The organism is Corynebacterium glyciniphilum AJ 3170 (genome assembly GCF_007673095.1).
Lineage (GTDB): Bacteria > Actinomycetota > Actinomycetes > Mycobacteriales > Mycobacteriaceae > Corynebacterium.
The window spans coordinates 37,718-53,507 of the sequence record NZ_VDYZ01000001.1 but is presented as its reverse complement, the minus strand read 5'-3'; the positions used below and the strand labels follow the sequence as shown (position 1 = coordinate 53,507).

Here is a 15,790-nt window from a genome sequence, read left to right as displayed (position 1 = left end):
CCCGCACCGTCCGTTGATGACCGGATGGTGCGGGGCTTCGTCGGTCCCGGGCCCCTGAACCCGGACAGCGCGGACGGCACGGACGACACACAGACGCTCCCGGTTGGTTCCAGTCCAGGAAACCAACCGGGAGCGTCTGTGTCAGGAGCCGGCGGGGGCGATCAGCGTTCCTCAGCCGCGAGCTGTCCGCAGGCGGCTGCGATCTCCTGGCCGCGGGTGTCACGCACGGTGCACGCGACACCCTGTGCCACGACCCGCCGGACGAACTCGTCCTGCACAGGCTTCGGCGACGCATCCCACTTCGAGCCGGGCGTAGGGTTCAACGGGATCAGGTTCACGTGCACCTGGTTGCCGAGCGCTCCCCGCAGCTTCTTGCCGAGCAGGTCGGCACGCCACGGGTGGTCGTTGATGTCACGGATCAGTGCGTACTCGATGGAGACGCGACGACCGGACTTGTCGGCGTAGTACCGTGCCGCCTCGAGGACTTCGTCGACGGACCAACGATTGTTGACCGGGACGAGGGTGTCGCGGAGTTCGTCGTCCGGGCAGTGCAGGCTCACAGCCAGGCGCATGTGCATGCCCTCGTCCGCAAGCTTACGGATCGCCGGTGCGAGCCCCACGGTCGAGACCGTGATGTTGCGTGCCGAGATACCGAAACCTTCCGGAGACGGCGAGGTGATGCGCCTGATCGCCTTGACCACGCGCTTGTAGTTGGCGAGCGGCTCCCCCATCCCCATGAAGACGATATTCGACAGGCGTCCCTCGCCACCCTCGACGTCGCCGTCGCGCATCGCCTTGGCTGCCGCACGGACCTGTTCGACGATCTCCGCGGTGGACAGGTTACGGTCCAATCCGCCCTGACCGGTGGCACAGAAAGGGCAGGCCATGCCGCAACCTGCCTGGGAGGAGATACAGAGGGTCGCGCGGTCCGGGTAACGCATCAGGACGGACTCGAGCATCGTGGCGTCGTGCAACTTCCACAGTGTCTTACGGGTCTGGCCCTCGTCGCAGGAAATGTTGCGCACCGACTCCATCAACGTGGGGAACAACGTGTCCTTGACGGTGCCACGCAGGCTCTCCGGAAGGTCCGTCATCTGCGACGGATCCCCCTCGAGGCGCCCGTAGTACTGACGCGCGATCTGGTTGGCACGGAAACCGGGCAAACCGGCATCGGTGACCGCCGACTTGACCTCGTCGTCAGTGAGGTCAGCCAGATGGGTGGGTGGCATGCCCCTGGTGGGGGCACGGAACTGCAGTTGTACCGGTGTAGTCATGGTGTCGGCCATTATTGCACGTCGAGGAGGGGGTGAGCACATCGTGTCTTGGCACTACACTGGGCGGCATGACTACGAGCCCCGGGAATGATTACTCAGACGACCTGTCCGTCCCCGCCACCGATGCGGCGGAAGCAGCTGAGAACGGCGAAAGCAGTACCGGCACCACTGGCACAGACCTCGCCGAGACGACAGCTTCGGAGACCCGTCCCGACACCGTGGACACCGGAGCCACGGGGGAATCAGCAGTCTCGGAGTCGCCTGCCGACGACAAGCCGAGCGTTGCAGGCTCGATCGCGGGGTCGACGTGGGTGGGCCTGACCATCGGCGCCGTCATCCTGATTCTGCTGCTCGTCTTCATCCTGCAGAACCAGGACTCGGTCCGGCTGCAGATGTTCGTCTGGCAGTGGAACTTCCCCATCGGCGTCGGCATGCTGATCGCCGCCATCGCCGGAGCACTCGTCATGGCATGTGTCGGCGCGGTGAGGATCCTGCAGCTACGACGCCAGATCAACCATCCGGACAGCGCCCGCGGGAAGGGAACCAAGGGAAAGAACCGCTGACCCCCGGGTCCGCTCTCACAGTGCCGCGACGGCGGTCATCACGATCCAGGTGAGCATCGCCGCCGGCAGCATCCCGTCGAGACGGTCCATCAGTCCACCGTGGCCCGGAATCATCGCGGACATGTCCTTGATCTTCAGGTCGCGCTTGAACTGCGACTCAACGAGGTCCCCCACGGTGGCGCAGAGTGCCAGTCCGGCGCCCAGCGACAGTCCCAGCACGTAGTGCATCGGGTCGCGCAGGTCCAGAAGGAACAGCACCGACAGCATGCCGACCAGTGCCGCGAAAATGACCGAGCCGGCGAACCCCTCCCAGGATTTCTTCGGGCTGATCGCGGGCACCATCGGATGGCTTCCGAAAAACACACCGGCGGCGTACCCGCCCACATCCGAGGCAATCACGCAGAGCATGAACGTCAGGACGAGGCTCCACCAGGGAACATCCTGGTAGGTCAGCTGCGACAGCATTCCTGCGAAAGCGCCGCACATCGGTATCCACACCAGGACGAACAGCGAGATGCCGATGTCGCGTAACCAGTTCGTCGGTGGCACCGTCCTGCCGTTGTGGAAGAGTCGTGCCACCACCGACGCCACGGCGCTCAGTGCGAAGGCCGAGATGAGCCCCGTCACGCCGAATGGCCAGGACAGCCAAATCATGGCCTGTCCACCGATGAGGAGGACCGGAAGGTTGACTCCGTAGCCATTCTCCCGCAGTCGGCTCCAGACCTCGTAGGTGGCCAACCCCATGGCCGCGGCGATCAGCGGGTACCAGACGTACGGGATCGCGAGGCCCGCCACCACCAGGGCGCCGAGGGCGACCCCACTGGCGATGGCGACGGGAAGGTTCCGCCCGGCGGAGTTCTTCGGCTGCGGCAGGCGGTAGCCGTCCCGTCCCACGGTGTTCGCGGCATTCACGGCGGCGTCTGGCTCTGATGGACGTCCAGCAGACACTAGACCTCCATCAACTCCTTTTCCTTCGACTCTACGACGGCATCGACCTGCCCGACGTACTGCTGGGTGACCTTGTCCAGCTCCTTCTCTGCCGCCTTGACCTCGTCCTCGCCGGCCTCCCCGTCCTTCTGGATCTTCGACAGGCTGTCCATGCCCTTCCGGCGGATGTTGCGGATCGCGATCTTCGCGTCCTCACCCTTCGACTTCGCGACCTTGACCAGGTCGCGACGCCGCTCCTCCGTCAGCTGCGGTACCGTCACGCGCAGGACGTGGCCGTCGTTGGTGGGGTTCACCCCGAGGTCGGAATTGCGGATCGCGTTCTCGACCTCCTGCATCGCCGACATCTCGTAGGGTTTGATGATCAGCATGCGGGGCTCCGGAACGCTGATCGTCGCCATCTGGGTGATCGGGGTGCGCACACCGTAGTACTCGGCGAATACGCCGTTGAACATGGCGGGGTTCGCGCGGCCGGTCCGGATGGTCATCAGGTCCTCGCGGACGTGCTCCACCGAGCGGCTCATGTAGTCCTCGGACTCGAGCAGGGTGTCGTCAATCATTGCTGTCCTCTTGTCGAAGATGAAACTGTTGCGGGCAGGTCTTGCTGTTCCAGTGACGAATCTACCAGTCACCGGACGTGAGTTTCCCAGAAGTTCACCACTACCTCATGCAGGGGTGGTCAATTCTGCCGTCAGAGACGGTCGCGGAGATCAGGATGCCGGCGTCGCGACCAGGGTGCCGATCTGCTCCCCCGCCACGGCACGGGCGATGTTCCCGTCGGTGAGGAGGTTGAAGACGAGCATCGGCATGTTGTTGTCCATGCAGAGGCTGAAGGCCGTGGCATCGGCGACCTTGAGGCCACGCTCGATGACCTCGCGGTGGCTGATCTCGTGGAAAAGCTCGGCGTCCGGATTGGTGCGCGGGTCGTCGTTGTAGACACCGTCGACACCCTTGGCCATCAACAGGACCTCACAGCCGATCTCCAGGGCACGCTGGGCGGCCGTGGTGTCCGTCGAGAAGTACGGCATGCCCATACCCGCACCGAAGATCACCACGCGACCTTTCTCGAGGTGCCGGTCGGCGCGCAGCGGGAGGTACGGCTCAGACACCTGCGCCATGTTGATGGCAGTCTGGACCCGGGAGTCGATGCCCTGCTGCTCCAGGAAGTCCTGCAGCGCCAGGCAGTTCATCACCGTACCCAGCATCCCCATGTAGTCGGAACGTGCGCGGTCGAGGCCGCGCTGCTGCAGTTCGGCACCCCGGAAGAAGTTACCGCCACCGATCACCACGGCGATCTCCGCACCGGTGGCCGCAACCTCGGCGATCTGGCGGGCCACGTTCTCGACGACGTCAGGGTCGATACCGACCTTGCCGCCGCCGAACATCTCTCCCCCCAGCTTCAACATGACCCTCTTGTAGCCGGTCGAGGTGTCTCCAGTGCTTGCAGTGCTTTCGGCCACCGTGGGATCTCCTTGTGGGGTGTAGGTGCGGTCTGTATCCGATTGATCATCCTAGCGTGCCGCACTGCTCCAGACAGCACTGAACCCGCCGACCCCGGATGAGCGGGGGCGACGGGTCCAGTGCCGTTTCGCCTGTGGGCGGGACGAGGGTGCCGGGAGCTTAGCTCTGGCCGACCTCGAAGCGCACGAAACCGTTCAGCGTGACGCCGGCCTCGTCCATGACCTGCTTGACGGTCTTCTTGGACTCGGTGACGGACGGCTGATCCAGCAGGCAGGCGTCCTTGAAGTAGCCCTTGAGGCGTCCTTCGATGATGTTCGGCAGAGCCTTCTCCGGCTTGCCTTCCTCGCGAGCGGTGGCCTCGGCGATCTCGCGCTCCTTGGCGACGGTCTCCTCCGGGACGTCCTCGCTGGACAGGTAGGTGGCCTTCAGGGCGGCGACCTGCATGGCAGCTGCCTTGGCTGCACCCTCGTCGTCACCGGTGTAGGAGACGAGCACGCCGACTGCCGGGGGCAGGTCGGACGAACGGTGGTGCAGGTAGACGGCAACCTTGTCACCGTCGATGGTGACGGCGCGCCGCAGCTCGAGCTTCTCGCCGATCTTGGCGGACAGCTCCTGGATGACGGTCTCGGCGGACTTGCCGTCGACGTCGGCAGCTGCGAGAGCCTCCGGGCTGTTGGCCTTGGCTGCGGCAGCAGCCTCGGCGATGCGGTTGGCCAGTTCGATGAACTCGGAGTTCTTCGCGACGAAGTCGGTCTCCGAGTTGATCTCGACCATGGTGTTACCGGAGACCGCGATCAGGCCCTCGGCCGCGGTGCGCTCAGCGCGCTTGCCCACGTCCTTGGCACCCTTGATGCGCAGGATCTCGACAGCCTTGTCGAAGTCCCCTTCAGACTCTTCGAGGGCCTTCTTGCAGGCCATCATGCCGGAGCCGGTGAGCTCGCGGAGCTTCTTGACGTCGGCGGCGGTGTAGTTCGCCATGTGAGGCGATCCTCCTTCAGATGGTGGAAGTGAAAAGTACAGACGTGGAGAGAATTACTCTGCAGACTCGGCTGCGGGGGTCTCCGCAGCAGCGTCAGCCTCGGGAGCCTCAGCCTGTTCCGTCTTCTCGGTCTTCTCTGCCTTCTCGGCGTCGCCGGCGGACTCCTTGGCTGCAGCGGCCTGACGCTCGGCACGTGCGGTGCGCCCTGCCTCGACAGCGGAGGAGATCACGGAGGTCAGCACCGTGGTGGCGCGGATGGCGTCGTCGTTGCCCGGGATCGGGAAGTTGACGTCGTCCGGGTCACAGTTGGTGTCGAGGATGGCGACGACCGGGATGTTGAGCTTCTTCGCCTCGGAGACGGCGATGTGCTCCTTGTTGGTGTCCACGATCCACAGTGCGGAGGGGACCTTGGACATGTCGGAGATGCCGCCCAGGACGCGCTCGAGCTTGTTACGCTCGCGGGTCAGCATCAGGACCTCCTTCTTGGTGCGGCCCTTGTAGCCGTCCTCGGCGGCCTCCATTGCCTGGAGCTCCTTGAGACGGTGCAGACGCTTCGCGACAGTCTGGAAGTTGGTGAGCATGCCGCCGAGCCAACGGTGGTTGACGTAGGGCATACCGACGCGCTCCGCCTCGGTGGCGATAGCTTCCTGGGCCTGCTTCTTGGTGCCGACGTAGAGGATGTTGCCGCCGTGGGCAACGGTCTCCTTGACGAACTCGTAGGCCTCGTCGATGAAGGTCAGAGTCTGCTGCAGGTCGATGATGTAGATGCCGTTACGGTCGGTGAAGATGAAACGCTTCATCTTCGGGTTCCAACGACGGGTCTGGTGACCGAAGTGGACGCCGGCGTCCAGCAGTTCGCGCATGGTGACAACAGCCATGATAGTTCAGGAGAGTTCGCTGACCGGGGGATTCTCCCGGCCGCCGCTCCCCTTCCTCGCTTTCAAAAGTTCAGGTTGACGGTTCTTCTACGGCCGACTTGCCCACGGTATCCGTCGGTTCATCGGTCGTCCTGGCAGGCATCCCCGGGTTGTCCCCGCCCACTTAACCCCGCTGGTTCAGCGGGGACCGTTAAAGGACGGGCCACAGAGTCGGATCACGCGATACCTACGCGATGTCAGTACACCCGCCGGAAGCGGCGTTTCGGGCCCTCCCCCGTTCCTGGCACAGATCGCGTGTGGCTGTGACATTCCCGGAGACCGTTCTCGGCAACCGACGGGACGCGCCGGCTGAGTGCCGCGCCGTACTGGCGGACATACTGCGGGTGTTGAATCTACCTGCTGCCAGGGGATCCCACAACTCTTTCACCGGCGGGTGTGCGCAAATCCCACCAGGCACCGGACAGGCGTCGACACCCCGGGACTCTGCGGCCCCACCCGCCACTCTGGCCCCGTCCCGGTGCCGCTGCTCCGACGTGGACGGGCGAGTTGTCCACATCTTCGGCATCGCCCCGACATATGCTCTGCAGACAGGAGAGAATGAGGCCATGACGGGGATGACGGGGACACATCGACAGCGACGACCGAGACTATTCACCGCATGGCTTGGTGTGATGCTCGCGGTGTCGTCACTGACCCCGGCGGGAGCCCAGACCGAACGCCACCACGTGCGGCCGGTACCGGGACAGGTGGTGCGTCCGGCGGACATCCCGACAGAGAACTGGCTTCGGGGACACCGGGGCGTGGACCTCCACGCTCTTCCCGGGGACGCGGTGGCAGCCAGTGCCGGGGGAACTGTGCATTTCGCCGGAGTAGTGGCCGGAAACCCTGTGGTCTCGATCAATCACTCCCCGGCCCTGCGCACCACATACGAGCCGGTCATAGCCAGCGTGTCGGCAGGTGACCACGTTTCTTCGGGCGAGGTCATCGGTGTCCTCGCCGATGCCGGCTCGCTGCCGGAGACGGCCCGGCGCGAGGACGGGCTGTCATGGGGTGCACGCACGGGCGACGGTTATGAACGTTACATCGACCCGATGAGTCTGCTCGCACCCGTTGTTGTGCGGCTGTGGAGCTGACGGTGTCGCTGGTGGCAGAAAAAGGGGGCCCGGGCGTTGTTCCGTCAGCGCTGGTATCCGGACCGGGGGTGGGCCTGCCGGTAGACCTGACGGAGCCGTTCCGAACCGACGTGCGTGTATATCTGGGTCGTCTGCATCGACGCGTGTCCGAGAAGTTCCTGGACTACCCGGAGGTCGGCGCCCCCTTCCAGGACGGCGGTAGCGCTGCTGTGTCGGAGCCCGTGTGGGGAGATGCCGGGAGTTCCTGCCTCATTCGCTGCAGTATGGACGATCTCACGGACCCGTCGTTGGTCGATTCTTCCTCCCCTGCTGCCGAGGAACAGTGCGGGCACCGTGGGTTGGCTGCCGGACCGGCGTGCCGACAAGCGAGGGCGGACGGCGATCCAGGCGTCCATCGCTTCGCGTGCCCTGGAACCGAACGGGACCACGCGGGTCTTGTTTCCTTTTCCCGTTACCCGGAGGTCGCGGTCCCCGAGGTCCGCCAGGTCGGCGCTGCAGAGTTCAGAGACCCGGATACCGCTGGCGTAGAGTAGTTCCAGGATCGCCCAGTCGCGCAGGGCCAGGGTGCGGCGGTGGTCGTCTGCCGGATTGTCCGGGTCAGCGGGCGTCGACTCGGCCCGTTCCCGTGCATGGTCGAGCAGAGTGTCCGCCTGGTCGTTGTCGAGCACTCTCGGCAGATGCCGCTGGGGGCCGGGGGCTTGTAGTGCGGAGACCGGGTTATGCGGGAGTCGTCCGGTGTGGCTGAGCCAGCTGCCGAATCCTCGCATACTGGAAACGAGTCGCGCCACGGAGGCCCGGGACGCCCCGGATTCCAGGGCCCAGTCCAGGACGTCGCGACCTCGGTCGAGGGTGAACTGGTCGATGTTGTCGAGCCCTTCGCAGGCAGCGCGGAGATCCCGACCGTAGGCGGTGACGGTGTTGGCTGCACGCCCTTTCACCAGCGACAGATACTCGAGGTAGGAGTCGATGGCTTCGTTGACGGGGCCGGTCACGGGGCCCGCGTCGGCGGGATCTTCGGGGGCACGGTGACTGCTCATGACCACTGATTCTAGTCCTCCGTGCCCGGTTCCGACGTCCTTATGTCCGGCTGCTGGGCTCCCTGGTCTTGATCCATCGGTCCCGGGACCGGGTCACCAGATTCAATGTCTCGAGGTCCGTGATGATCCTCGCCACCGCGTTGATCGGGAGGGAGGTCTCGGCGCTGATCTGTTCCAACCCACCGAGCGTGTCGTTGTCCACCCCGCAGGCGTCGTAGACCCGGAGCTGGTCCGCGTTGAGCTGCTGTACGGGCGTGGCGCCGAACTCCAGGCTGAGCTGACGTTCGGTGTCGACGGTCCCGAGCGGCTCAAGGATTTCACGGATGTCCGCGGCCCGGGTGATCAGTATCCCTGCGCCGTCGCGGATCCGCTTGTGGCATCCGATGTAGTCGGCGGAATCGACCGGCCCCGGCAGCACCATGACCGGCCGGTACATCGTGTCGGCCCAGTTCGCCGTGTTCACTGCGCCCGACCGGTATCCCGCAGCCAGCAGGACGGTGCCCTGTGAGAGTGCCGCGACGAGGCGGTTACGGGTGAGGAAGCGGTGCCGGGCCGCCCGTTGGTGTGGCGGGTATTCCGAAAGCACCAGTCCTCTGCCGCACGCCGCGTGGAACAGACGTTCATTGGACCTGGGGTAAACCTGGCCGGGCCCGGTGGCTGTGACCACGACCGTCCGTCCTCCGGCACTGAGTGCTCCGGAGTGGGCCGCGGTGTCGATGCCCAGAGCGCCACCGGACACCACCGTGTACCCGGCGCTGGCGAGTTCACCCGCCATGGCATGGGTGGTGCGGTTGCCGTACGCCGTCGATGACCGTGTACCGACCATCGCCACGCTGCGGTCGACTACCTCGTTGAGCTTCGCGGTGCCGGTGGCCCAGAGCGCGAAGGGCTGTGTGGCCTGCCCCCGGATTCCGTCGACCATCGTGTCCGGTCCGATGTTCATGAACGACGCGGCGAGCAACTCCGTGGGCCACTCATCAGAGTCCGGTGTGACCAGTCTCCACCCGTTTTCCCGGGCGAATCTGAGATCACTTTCGGCATCGACGTCGGCTCGACGGCAGGTACTCTCCAGAAGGGCGTCCGGTAGAGCGGGATCACGCCGACGGATCATGCCAGCCGCTCGTTCAACATCTGCTGGTGCGGTCGTGTCCACGCACGCGGGTGTCCCGTCTTGCCCGTCGTCAGGCCACAGCAGTTCCAGCAGTTCCGTCTGGGAGGCCTCCACCACCCGGCGCAGGTACATCCATGCTTTCTGTCTCGACACGTCATTGTCCCCCATTTCTGTCCCCATCTCTGTCTCCCTCATACTCCCCTCACACCCCGTCCCGGTCGACCGGACTGGTGTACAACTCAAGTGCATCCAGGACCTGGGAAGTCCCGGGCCTGACGTCGCCGCTGAGGTCTGCCATCGTCCATGCGACGCGCAGGGTGCGGTCGACCCCACGGTGCGATACCACCCCCACCCGCAATTTCTCCTGCAGAAGTGCCATACCGGCGTCGTCGGCGGGATACTCCCGGCGCAGGATCGGGCCCGGCACCGCAGCATTGGAGGCCCAGTGTTTCCACCGGTGCACCGAGCGGTTCCTCGCCTCGGTGACCCGGTCCCGGACCCTGGCGCTCGGCTCCCCGGACACAGGTGCCACGTCACCGGCGGGGACGAGGCAACTGGTGGGGTCGGTCCAGGTGCGCACAGACAGGTCCACCCGGTCCAGCAGCGGCCCCGACAGCCTGTGAAGGTAACGGTCCCGGAGGCCTCCCCGACACCGGCAGTCCACCGGCTCCGCCGCTCCACAGGGACACGGGTTCGAGGCAAGCTTGTGACGGGTGTTTGGCAGTGTCCACTGTCCTGACGACACTGCCCGCAGTATACTATCTTTTTGTGAACCTCTCAACACCCGCGTGGAGCCTCCACCGTGTTAGCGACGTACTCACGGAGCCAACCTCGACGGCCGATGTGGACCTCCCCCAAGGTGTGGATTGGCAGACCTGGCGAGCCACCCACGGCGTGCCCCTCGGTACCCCATACCTCATGTCACCGGAGCTACAGTACGACATTCAACTCAACAAGTTTTTCTACTCCGCAGACATGCTCACCGCACGCATGCTCACTCGCCTCGGCTACGCGCGGGACATTAAAGCGTTCCTAAACTTCCTCCAGTACGCACGCGGGAAGAAAGATTGGCGCGCCGCCACATCCGACGATCACCTCGCTTATCTAGTATGGCGACGAGAAGACGCGGATGGACCGAGAGTCAGCCCGTCCACGTGGGATAGAGAAGTCAGCGCGGTGGATCGCTTCTACAAATGGCAGATACTTGGAGGACACGCACTCGAGAATCCGATCCCACAGCGCCAAAAACGCTCTGGGAGCTACCACCAAGGACGCCAAGGAAACGCGCAGACCCCAGCGACATACTCACGCTCGGCACGACGAGAAGACGTCAGTTGGCTACCTGCATCGTCCTATAGGCAGTGGCGCGACGTTGGCCTACGTGGGTACACCGCTCATGGAACTCCCGATCCGGAGTTCCGGGGCCGATGGGCAGAAAGAAACGCAGCGTTCAGCGATCTAATGGTCCGCACAGGGCTCCGTCTCACCGAACAATCCTCACTTATTACACCAGAGATTCCGAGCGATTCCGGGAAGCACGGATACGAACGATTCAGGCTACCTGGCGCCATCGCAAAGGGTGGGTCAGCACGATGGATATACATCCCAACGAAGGTACTGCGATCACTATTGGGGTACATCAACATCGACCGGCGCGCTTGCGTAAAACAAGCACAGAAAAAGGGGACCTACGACAACGTTGCCACCAGATATATTTATATCGCGGAACATCGAAAAACCAGCACTGTCCACAGTAAACGAACCAATGAAATATGCAACGCAAGAATTTCCCAATTATCCACCGAAGAACGACAGCGCCTAATGGTAGAAGGGCCAGACGGGTGGGAACCGGCGTCACTTTGGCTAACTGAAGCAGGACTCCCGATGTCTTCGTCGACATGGCAGGATATCTTCCATACAGCGAACCGCCGCTGTGCAAAACATGGCGTCGACGCACGCGCTCACCCCCACAAACTCCGCCACACGTTCGCAGTACTTACCCTGGAGCAGCTTCAACGCGGGCATATCGCCGAACTCGGCCAGCTGCAACAACACCAGCGCACCCAATACACCAGAGTGTTCGGGGACCCCCTCGACTGGGTCCGCCAACGCCTTGGGCACAAGAGCGTTACGACAACCCAAGAGTACCTGCATGCACTAGAGGAGCTCGAGCTAGAGACCCGCACGAAGCTACTCAGAGATGATGCGACCGACATCGCTGAAAGCAGCACGGCGACTACCCCAATCGACGGGGGTTACTTATGAGCCCACGAGGAACCACTGGAAAAGGGCGCGCCGCACGACTGCCGCGTGGAAGGTACGAGCCCCCCTCACCCATTTCAGGCCTAGTTGTCCGCTTCCACGGAGAAGACGGAAGAAGCCACTCGTTCGATATCAGCAAGCTACCACTACCAGGGTGGCACGAGGCCGTCGCCCAAAGTTGGTCGCGACGAATAGGACCGGCGGGATCCTTACGCACACATTCCTCCGCTCGATCTGGGTGGGGCAGCCTCGGAAGGCTCATACGATTTCTAGACACAGTCCCGAATCCACCACGTAAGCCTCAGGACCTGACCGTTCGCCATATCGAGCTTTACGAAGAGTCCCGCCGGCAAAGGCTTGACGAGCCATCGACCCGGATAGAACTCCACATGGCTGCACTCACCTTTGATTATCCACCACTATCTGAACTGGTTAAGCCGGATGTGCGCGATAGGCTTCGACCAAAGATGCTACCAAAGCATGGACCGGTACCCGGGTACACAGATCGCGAACTGAGGGATATAATATCTGCTGCACGTGCCGACGTTACCCTTATCAAAGAGCGAGTATTCGGAAATAACGGCGGCGCGCTAAACAGCGACAAAAATTCGCGAGGAAAAAGCCAATCTACCGGTCAACTGACCAGTGCTCAATCCGACGGCGGCGATGCTAATACCGACGAACAGATCTCAAGTTCCAGACCATTCGTGACACGCAGCGAATTAGTCCCAATGCTAGTACTATTGGTCGCTGCAACTGGTTGGAACGTCGAGACAATCAAGGAGCTGCCGTCCAAGTATCGCAAGATAAACGACATCGCGGTCGAGCTATCCCTTATCAAACGCCGACGCGGCGCTGGAAAATGGCATCAAACCGTTACTTGGGAAATCGGGCCGCCTAATAAACAGCTATCGTCGCCAGGCGGCCTATACCTTCTGTTCCATGAGATCATGTCTGAAGCGCGATCGCTGCTGGAAGGGGAACCATTCTGGGCCATTTCGAGTAGTTATTCTTCCCCACAGTTCCGTAATCCATTCGGCGTAGCGATAAGCGGACATCTCAAGAACGGACCTTGGACAAGGAAGCACGGACTGACGGAAGATAGCAGCGAAAACCAGCACCCCGCACCCCTGAGGCTAACCTTCAACCGTCTCAAGACAAGTATCGACGTACGACGCACACGGCACCTAGGAGGCCACCTCCCATCTGCAGCACGGAGTAACACCACCGGCGTATTATTCCGAAACTATCTCTCCGGCGATCCATCGACCATAGACTGGGCACACGGGGTCATGACAGACACATTGATTGATGTTGAAAATGCCGCATGGCAGGCCCACCAACGCAATCTAAACTCACACGGAAGAACACATTTAGATATCCGGACAGAAGATTCAACCACTCTTGGTCCCGCCGCCACGCAAACTCCCTGGACAACTTGCAGCGACTACCAACACCACCCAGTGACCGGGAAAGAATGCACAGTCAGCTTCCTTGACTGTTTCCATTGTGCGAACTGTGTCATTACTGGCGACCACCTACCCCAACTACTCAGCCTACTGGACGCCCTGGAAACCAGAAGATCCCAAATGAGCGACGATTCGTGGTGGAGAAAATATGGTGCGACGTGGGCCGCAATCCGCCATGAAGTTATGCCGTCCTTCAGCGAGGCAGAAATCAATAACGCAAACCTCGATAAACCCGACGATAGCCACATCGATCTCGCCGAGCCAAGTTGGGAGCACCCTTGAGCACCCCATTGAACAACGCCGCCAAAGACAACCATAACGAGACCGTATACGTCCTCCACGCACGCCCCCTACGCCCCGGGACCGACATAACTGAGACAGCGCGCTATGCAGATGACGAATGGCCGCTGGCACCCGCAGCCATACAAGGCCAGCAACGTGGCCTGACCCTCCGATTCAACACCGTGACCGACGTGTATCAGGAAGCCTTGAAAAAATTTGCCTATACGGGGCTGTCTGGCGATCTGCCTTTCGATGAGGAACGCCCGTCGATCGGAACCATTGTTTCACATTACTACAATTTGGCCGTTTTCCTCCGCTGGCTCACCGAACATCACAAATCACCGCGCCTAGATGGCATCTCCGAGGAGATTCTACGTTCATACCAGCAGTACATTCTTACGACCTATCGCAGCGCGACACGTCGAAATATGCTACGTTCCGCCGTCGTTTTCCTGTGGCGCTATCGATGCGGACTCGGTCCAGATGCACTGTCATTCGACCCACGTCTGATCAACGGCTGGAAAGAACGCTACGCCGCCCCAGCTGAAAACACCACTCCGCGAATCCCCGAGGAAGTGCATAGCAGGTTACTTATCTGGTCGTTGCGATTCGTGGACAACTTCGCCGAAGACATACTGCAGGCGATATCCATCTGGGATCGACGGCGACAACGGAGCGCTGGTGCGAGCGGACCGCGAGGTACAGCTCTGAAGAACTTGCAGGAATTCCTAGCCAAGTCACGCAAGGAGCACCAACCGCTCCCCGGGGTTAACGGAAACCTGAACACTATAGCTCTGTCTCGAATTATTGGTTGCGACCGCAGCGTTATAACTCGACACATAGACCAGGTTTCTGAAACCATATCCATAGTGGGGGTCTCCGACTACGCAGCTCTTGGTGTGGACGTCACCGGACACCTCGAAGCAGCACCGTGGATCGAGGGCGTCTCACTGGACCCAGCCCGCGACGATTCACTGACCGTGCTAACCCAGATGCTGCAGGCCGCGTGCTATATTTTGGTCGCGTTCCTCTCTGGCATGCGAGACAGTGAAGTGAAGCACTTGCGCACCGGGTGTTGTCAGACACATCTTGGCGGCGATGGCCAACCATATCGTTGGACTGTTACAAGTCGTGCATTTAAGGGCGAGCAGGATCCGACCGGGGTCACTGCCACGTGGGTCATCGGTGGACCCGCTGCTCGTGCCATCTCGGTCCTTGAACGCGTGCACCAGCAGCGCGGTCACGGACACACCGACTGGCTGTTCGCTCCAGTGAAGACAGGGCCAGGTACCGGGTCGGCTGGTCGTGGCGGGAACCCCGCGATGACTAGCGCAGGCAGCAATCGGCAGCTCAACCGGTTCATCGCCTGGGTCAATTCCTACTGCGATCGACGCAATCGCAACGACCCGATTCCCGACGTCGACGGAAAGCCCTGGGTGCTAAGTACCGCGCAATTCCGACGTACTCTAGCGTGGTACATAGCGCGAAGGCCCGGAGGATCAATCGCTGGCGCGATCGCTTACAGACACCACAGCATTCAGATGTTCGAAGGCTACGCTGGCACGAGCGAATCTGGGTTTCGTGCCGAGGTTGAAGCGGAGGAAGCTCTCGCGCGGGGCGAAGAACTGTTGGCCTTGATCGACCGGAATGAACACACAGAGCTAGCGGGGCCAGCCGCGGGCGAGGCTAGACGTCGTCTCGAGGCAATGCAGCACAATCCGGCGTTTCTCGGCACTGTGAGCACAGACCGGCACAGGTTCCTGCGATTGATCACACACAATGGCCCCTCGGTGTACCCCGGGAAATACGTAACCTGTGTCTACACCAAGGAACGTGCTCTTTGCCGGAGCGCTTCTCCTGATCCAGAAGACGTGCCAGACATGTCCAACTGCAAGCCCTTAACATGTCGAAATGTTGCATTGACAGGCGAAAACATCAAGACCTGGCGTGAGGAGCTTCACAAGCTCGACGGCATCCTCGCCTCGCCGGGACTTCTGCCCCCAGCCCTTGGGGCCCGTTTGACGACCCGCCGCGAGAAGGTTGCTTCCTACCTCTCACGACACCAGGAGACCCAGTGACACCGCGAATAACATTACCCTCAGACCAAGAGGTACTGGACGTACTGGCGACGCTGCGCACCTCGAGTCTCAAGCCAGTAAGCGCAAGCGCTCTTGCGACTGAGCTAGGGCTTTCCAACCCTACCTTTTGGCGACACTTCCGAGATATCGCCCAGCAGGTCGCTGACGCTCGCCGTGCGCACCTGCGCGGGGGTACGGACGTGAAGCGGGAGCTGCGCGGACCTGACAGTCAGCCCAGTGACCCAGCTCATCGCTTACGACGGGAGCTGAAGCAGACGCAGGACCGACTCGAGTTAGCAATCGCTCACATTCAACGCC

Annotated in this window: 14 protein-coding genes; 5 read left to right on the top strand and 9 right to left on the bottom strand. The window is 62.2% G+C overall.

What is annotated here, in order from left to right:
- Positions 1-161: 161 nt before the first annotated feature.
- Complete coding sequence (gene rlmN, locus FS507_RS00255) at positions 162-1,274, bottom strand: 23S rRNA (adenine(2503)-C(2))-methyltransferase RlmN (RefSeq protein WP_145940865.1); 1,113 nt, start codon at positions 1,272-1,274, stop codon at positions 162-164.
- A gap of 68 nt (positions 1,275-1,342) precedes the next feature.
- Between rlmN and FS507_RS00250 the strand changes: the two genes are divergently transcribed.
- Positions 1,343-1,837, top strand: a complete 495-nt coding sequence (locus FS507_RS00250) for a LapA family protein (protein ID WP_260853069.1) — start codon at positions 1,343-1,345, stop codon at positions 1,835-1,837.
- 15 nt (positions 1,838-1,852) lie between these two features.
- Here FS507_RS00250 and FS507_RS00245 read toward each other — a convergent pair whose 3' ends face one another.
- The 5 genes from FS507_RS00245 to rpsB all read right to left on the bottom strand — a co-directional run bounded on the left by FS507_RS00245 (position 1,853) and on the right by rpsB (position 6,100).
- Positions 1,853-2,749 (bottom strand): phosphatidate cytidylyltransferase, encoded by an 897-nt coding sequence (locus FS507_RS00245; RefSeq protein WP_260853108.1) that lies wholly within the window; start codon positions 2,747-2,749, stop codon positions 1,853-1,855.
- Between the two features lie 35 nt (positions 2,750-2,784).
- On the bottom strand, positions 2,785-3,342 hold the full coding sequence (frr, locus tag FS507_RS00240; protein WP_075812851.1) for a ribosome recycling factor: 558 nt from the start codon (positions 3,340-3,342) through the stop codon (positions 2,785-2,787).
- Between the two features lie 150 nt (positions 3,343-3,492).
- On the bottom strand, positions 3,493-4,188 hold the full coding sequence (pyrH, locus tag FS507_RS00235; RefSeq protein WP_222121374.1) for a UMP kinase: 696 nt from the start codon (positions 4,186-4,188) through the stop codon (positions 3,493-3,495).
- A 214-nt stretch (positions 4,189-4,402) separates the two neighbouring features.
- Positions 4,403-5,221: a translation elongation factor Ts gene (gene tsf, locus FS507_RS00230; protein WP_145940863.1), complete on the bottom strand. Its 819-nt coding sequence runs from the start codon at positions 5,219-5,221 to the stop codon at positions 4,403-4,405.
- A 54-nt stretch (positions 5,222-5,275) separates the two neighbouring features.
- Positions 5,276-6,100 (bottom strand): 30S ribosomal protein S2, encoded by an 825-nt coding sequence (gene rpsB / locus FS507_RS00225; protein WP_145940862.1) that lies wholly within the window; start codon positions 6,098-6,100, stop codon positions 5,276-5,278.
- Positions 6,101-6,396: 296 nt separating this feature from the next.
- On the opposite strand from rpsB, the gene FS507_RS18385 reads away from it, so the two are divergent.
- Positions 6,397-7,233: a peptidoglycan DD-metalloendopeptidase family protein gene (locus FS507_RS18385; protein ID WP_260853068.1), complete on the top strand. Its 837-nt coding sequence runs from the start codon at positions 6,397-6,399 to the stop codon at positions 7,231-7,233.
- Between the two features lie 44 nt (positions 7,234-7,277).
- On the opposite strand, the gene FS507_RS00215 is transcribed toward FS507_RS18385, so the two are convergent.
- From FS507_RS00215 to FS507_RS00205, 3 genes are read right to left on the bottom strand one after another with little or no spacing between them, the layout of a single operon-like run.
- Positions 7,278-8,270 (bottom strand): tyrosine recombinase XerC, encoded by a 993-nt coding sequence (locus FS507_RS00215; protein ID WP_145940861.1) that lies wholly within the window; start codon positions 8,268-8,270, stop codon positions 7,278-7,280.
- Positions 8,271-8,310: 40 nt separating this feature from the next.
- A complete protein-coding gene (gene dprA / locus FS507_RS00210) occupies positions 8,311-9,561 on the bottom strand; it encodes a DNA-processing protein DprA (RefSeq protein WP_260853067.1) in 1,251 nt (416 codons plus the stop codon).
- Between the two features lie 22 nt (positions 9,562-9,583).
- Positions 9,584-10,126, bottom strand: a complete 543-nt coding sequence (locus tag FS507_RS00205; RefSeq protein ID WP_260853066.1) for an ATP-binding protein — start codon at positions 10,124-10,126, stop codon at positions 9,584-9,586.
- A gap of 173 nt (positions 10,127-10,299) precedes the next feature.
- On the opposite strand from FS507_RS00205, the gene FS507_RS19065 reads away from it, so the two are divergent.
- The 3 genes from FS507_RS19065 (at position 10,300) to FS507_RS00190 (ending at position 15,472) form a co-directional block, all read left to right on the top strand.
- The gene (locus FS507_RS19065; RefSeq protein WP_369008422.1) at positions 10,300-11,646 is read left to right on the top strand and encodes a tyrosine-type recombinase/integrase; all 1,347 of its coding nucleotides are present in this window, start codon (positions 10,300-10,302) and stop codon (positions 11,644-11,646) included.
- A 386-nt stretch (positions 11,647-12,032) separates the two neighbouring features.
- Entirely contained in the window at positions 12,033-13,394 is a 1,362-nt protein-coding gene (locus FS507_RS00195) for a hypothetical protein (protein ID WP_145940857.1), read from the top strand.
- Positions 13,391-15,472, top strand: a complete 2,082-nt coding sequence (locus tag FS507_RS00190) for a hypothetical protein (protein WP_145940856.1) — start codon at positions 13,391-13,393, stop codon at positions 15,470-15,472. Before FS507_RS00195 ends, FS507_RS00190 begins: the two co-directional genes overlap by 4 nt.
- The last annotated feature ends 318 nt before the right edge of the window (positions 15,473-15,790 follow it).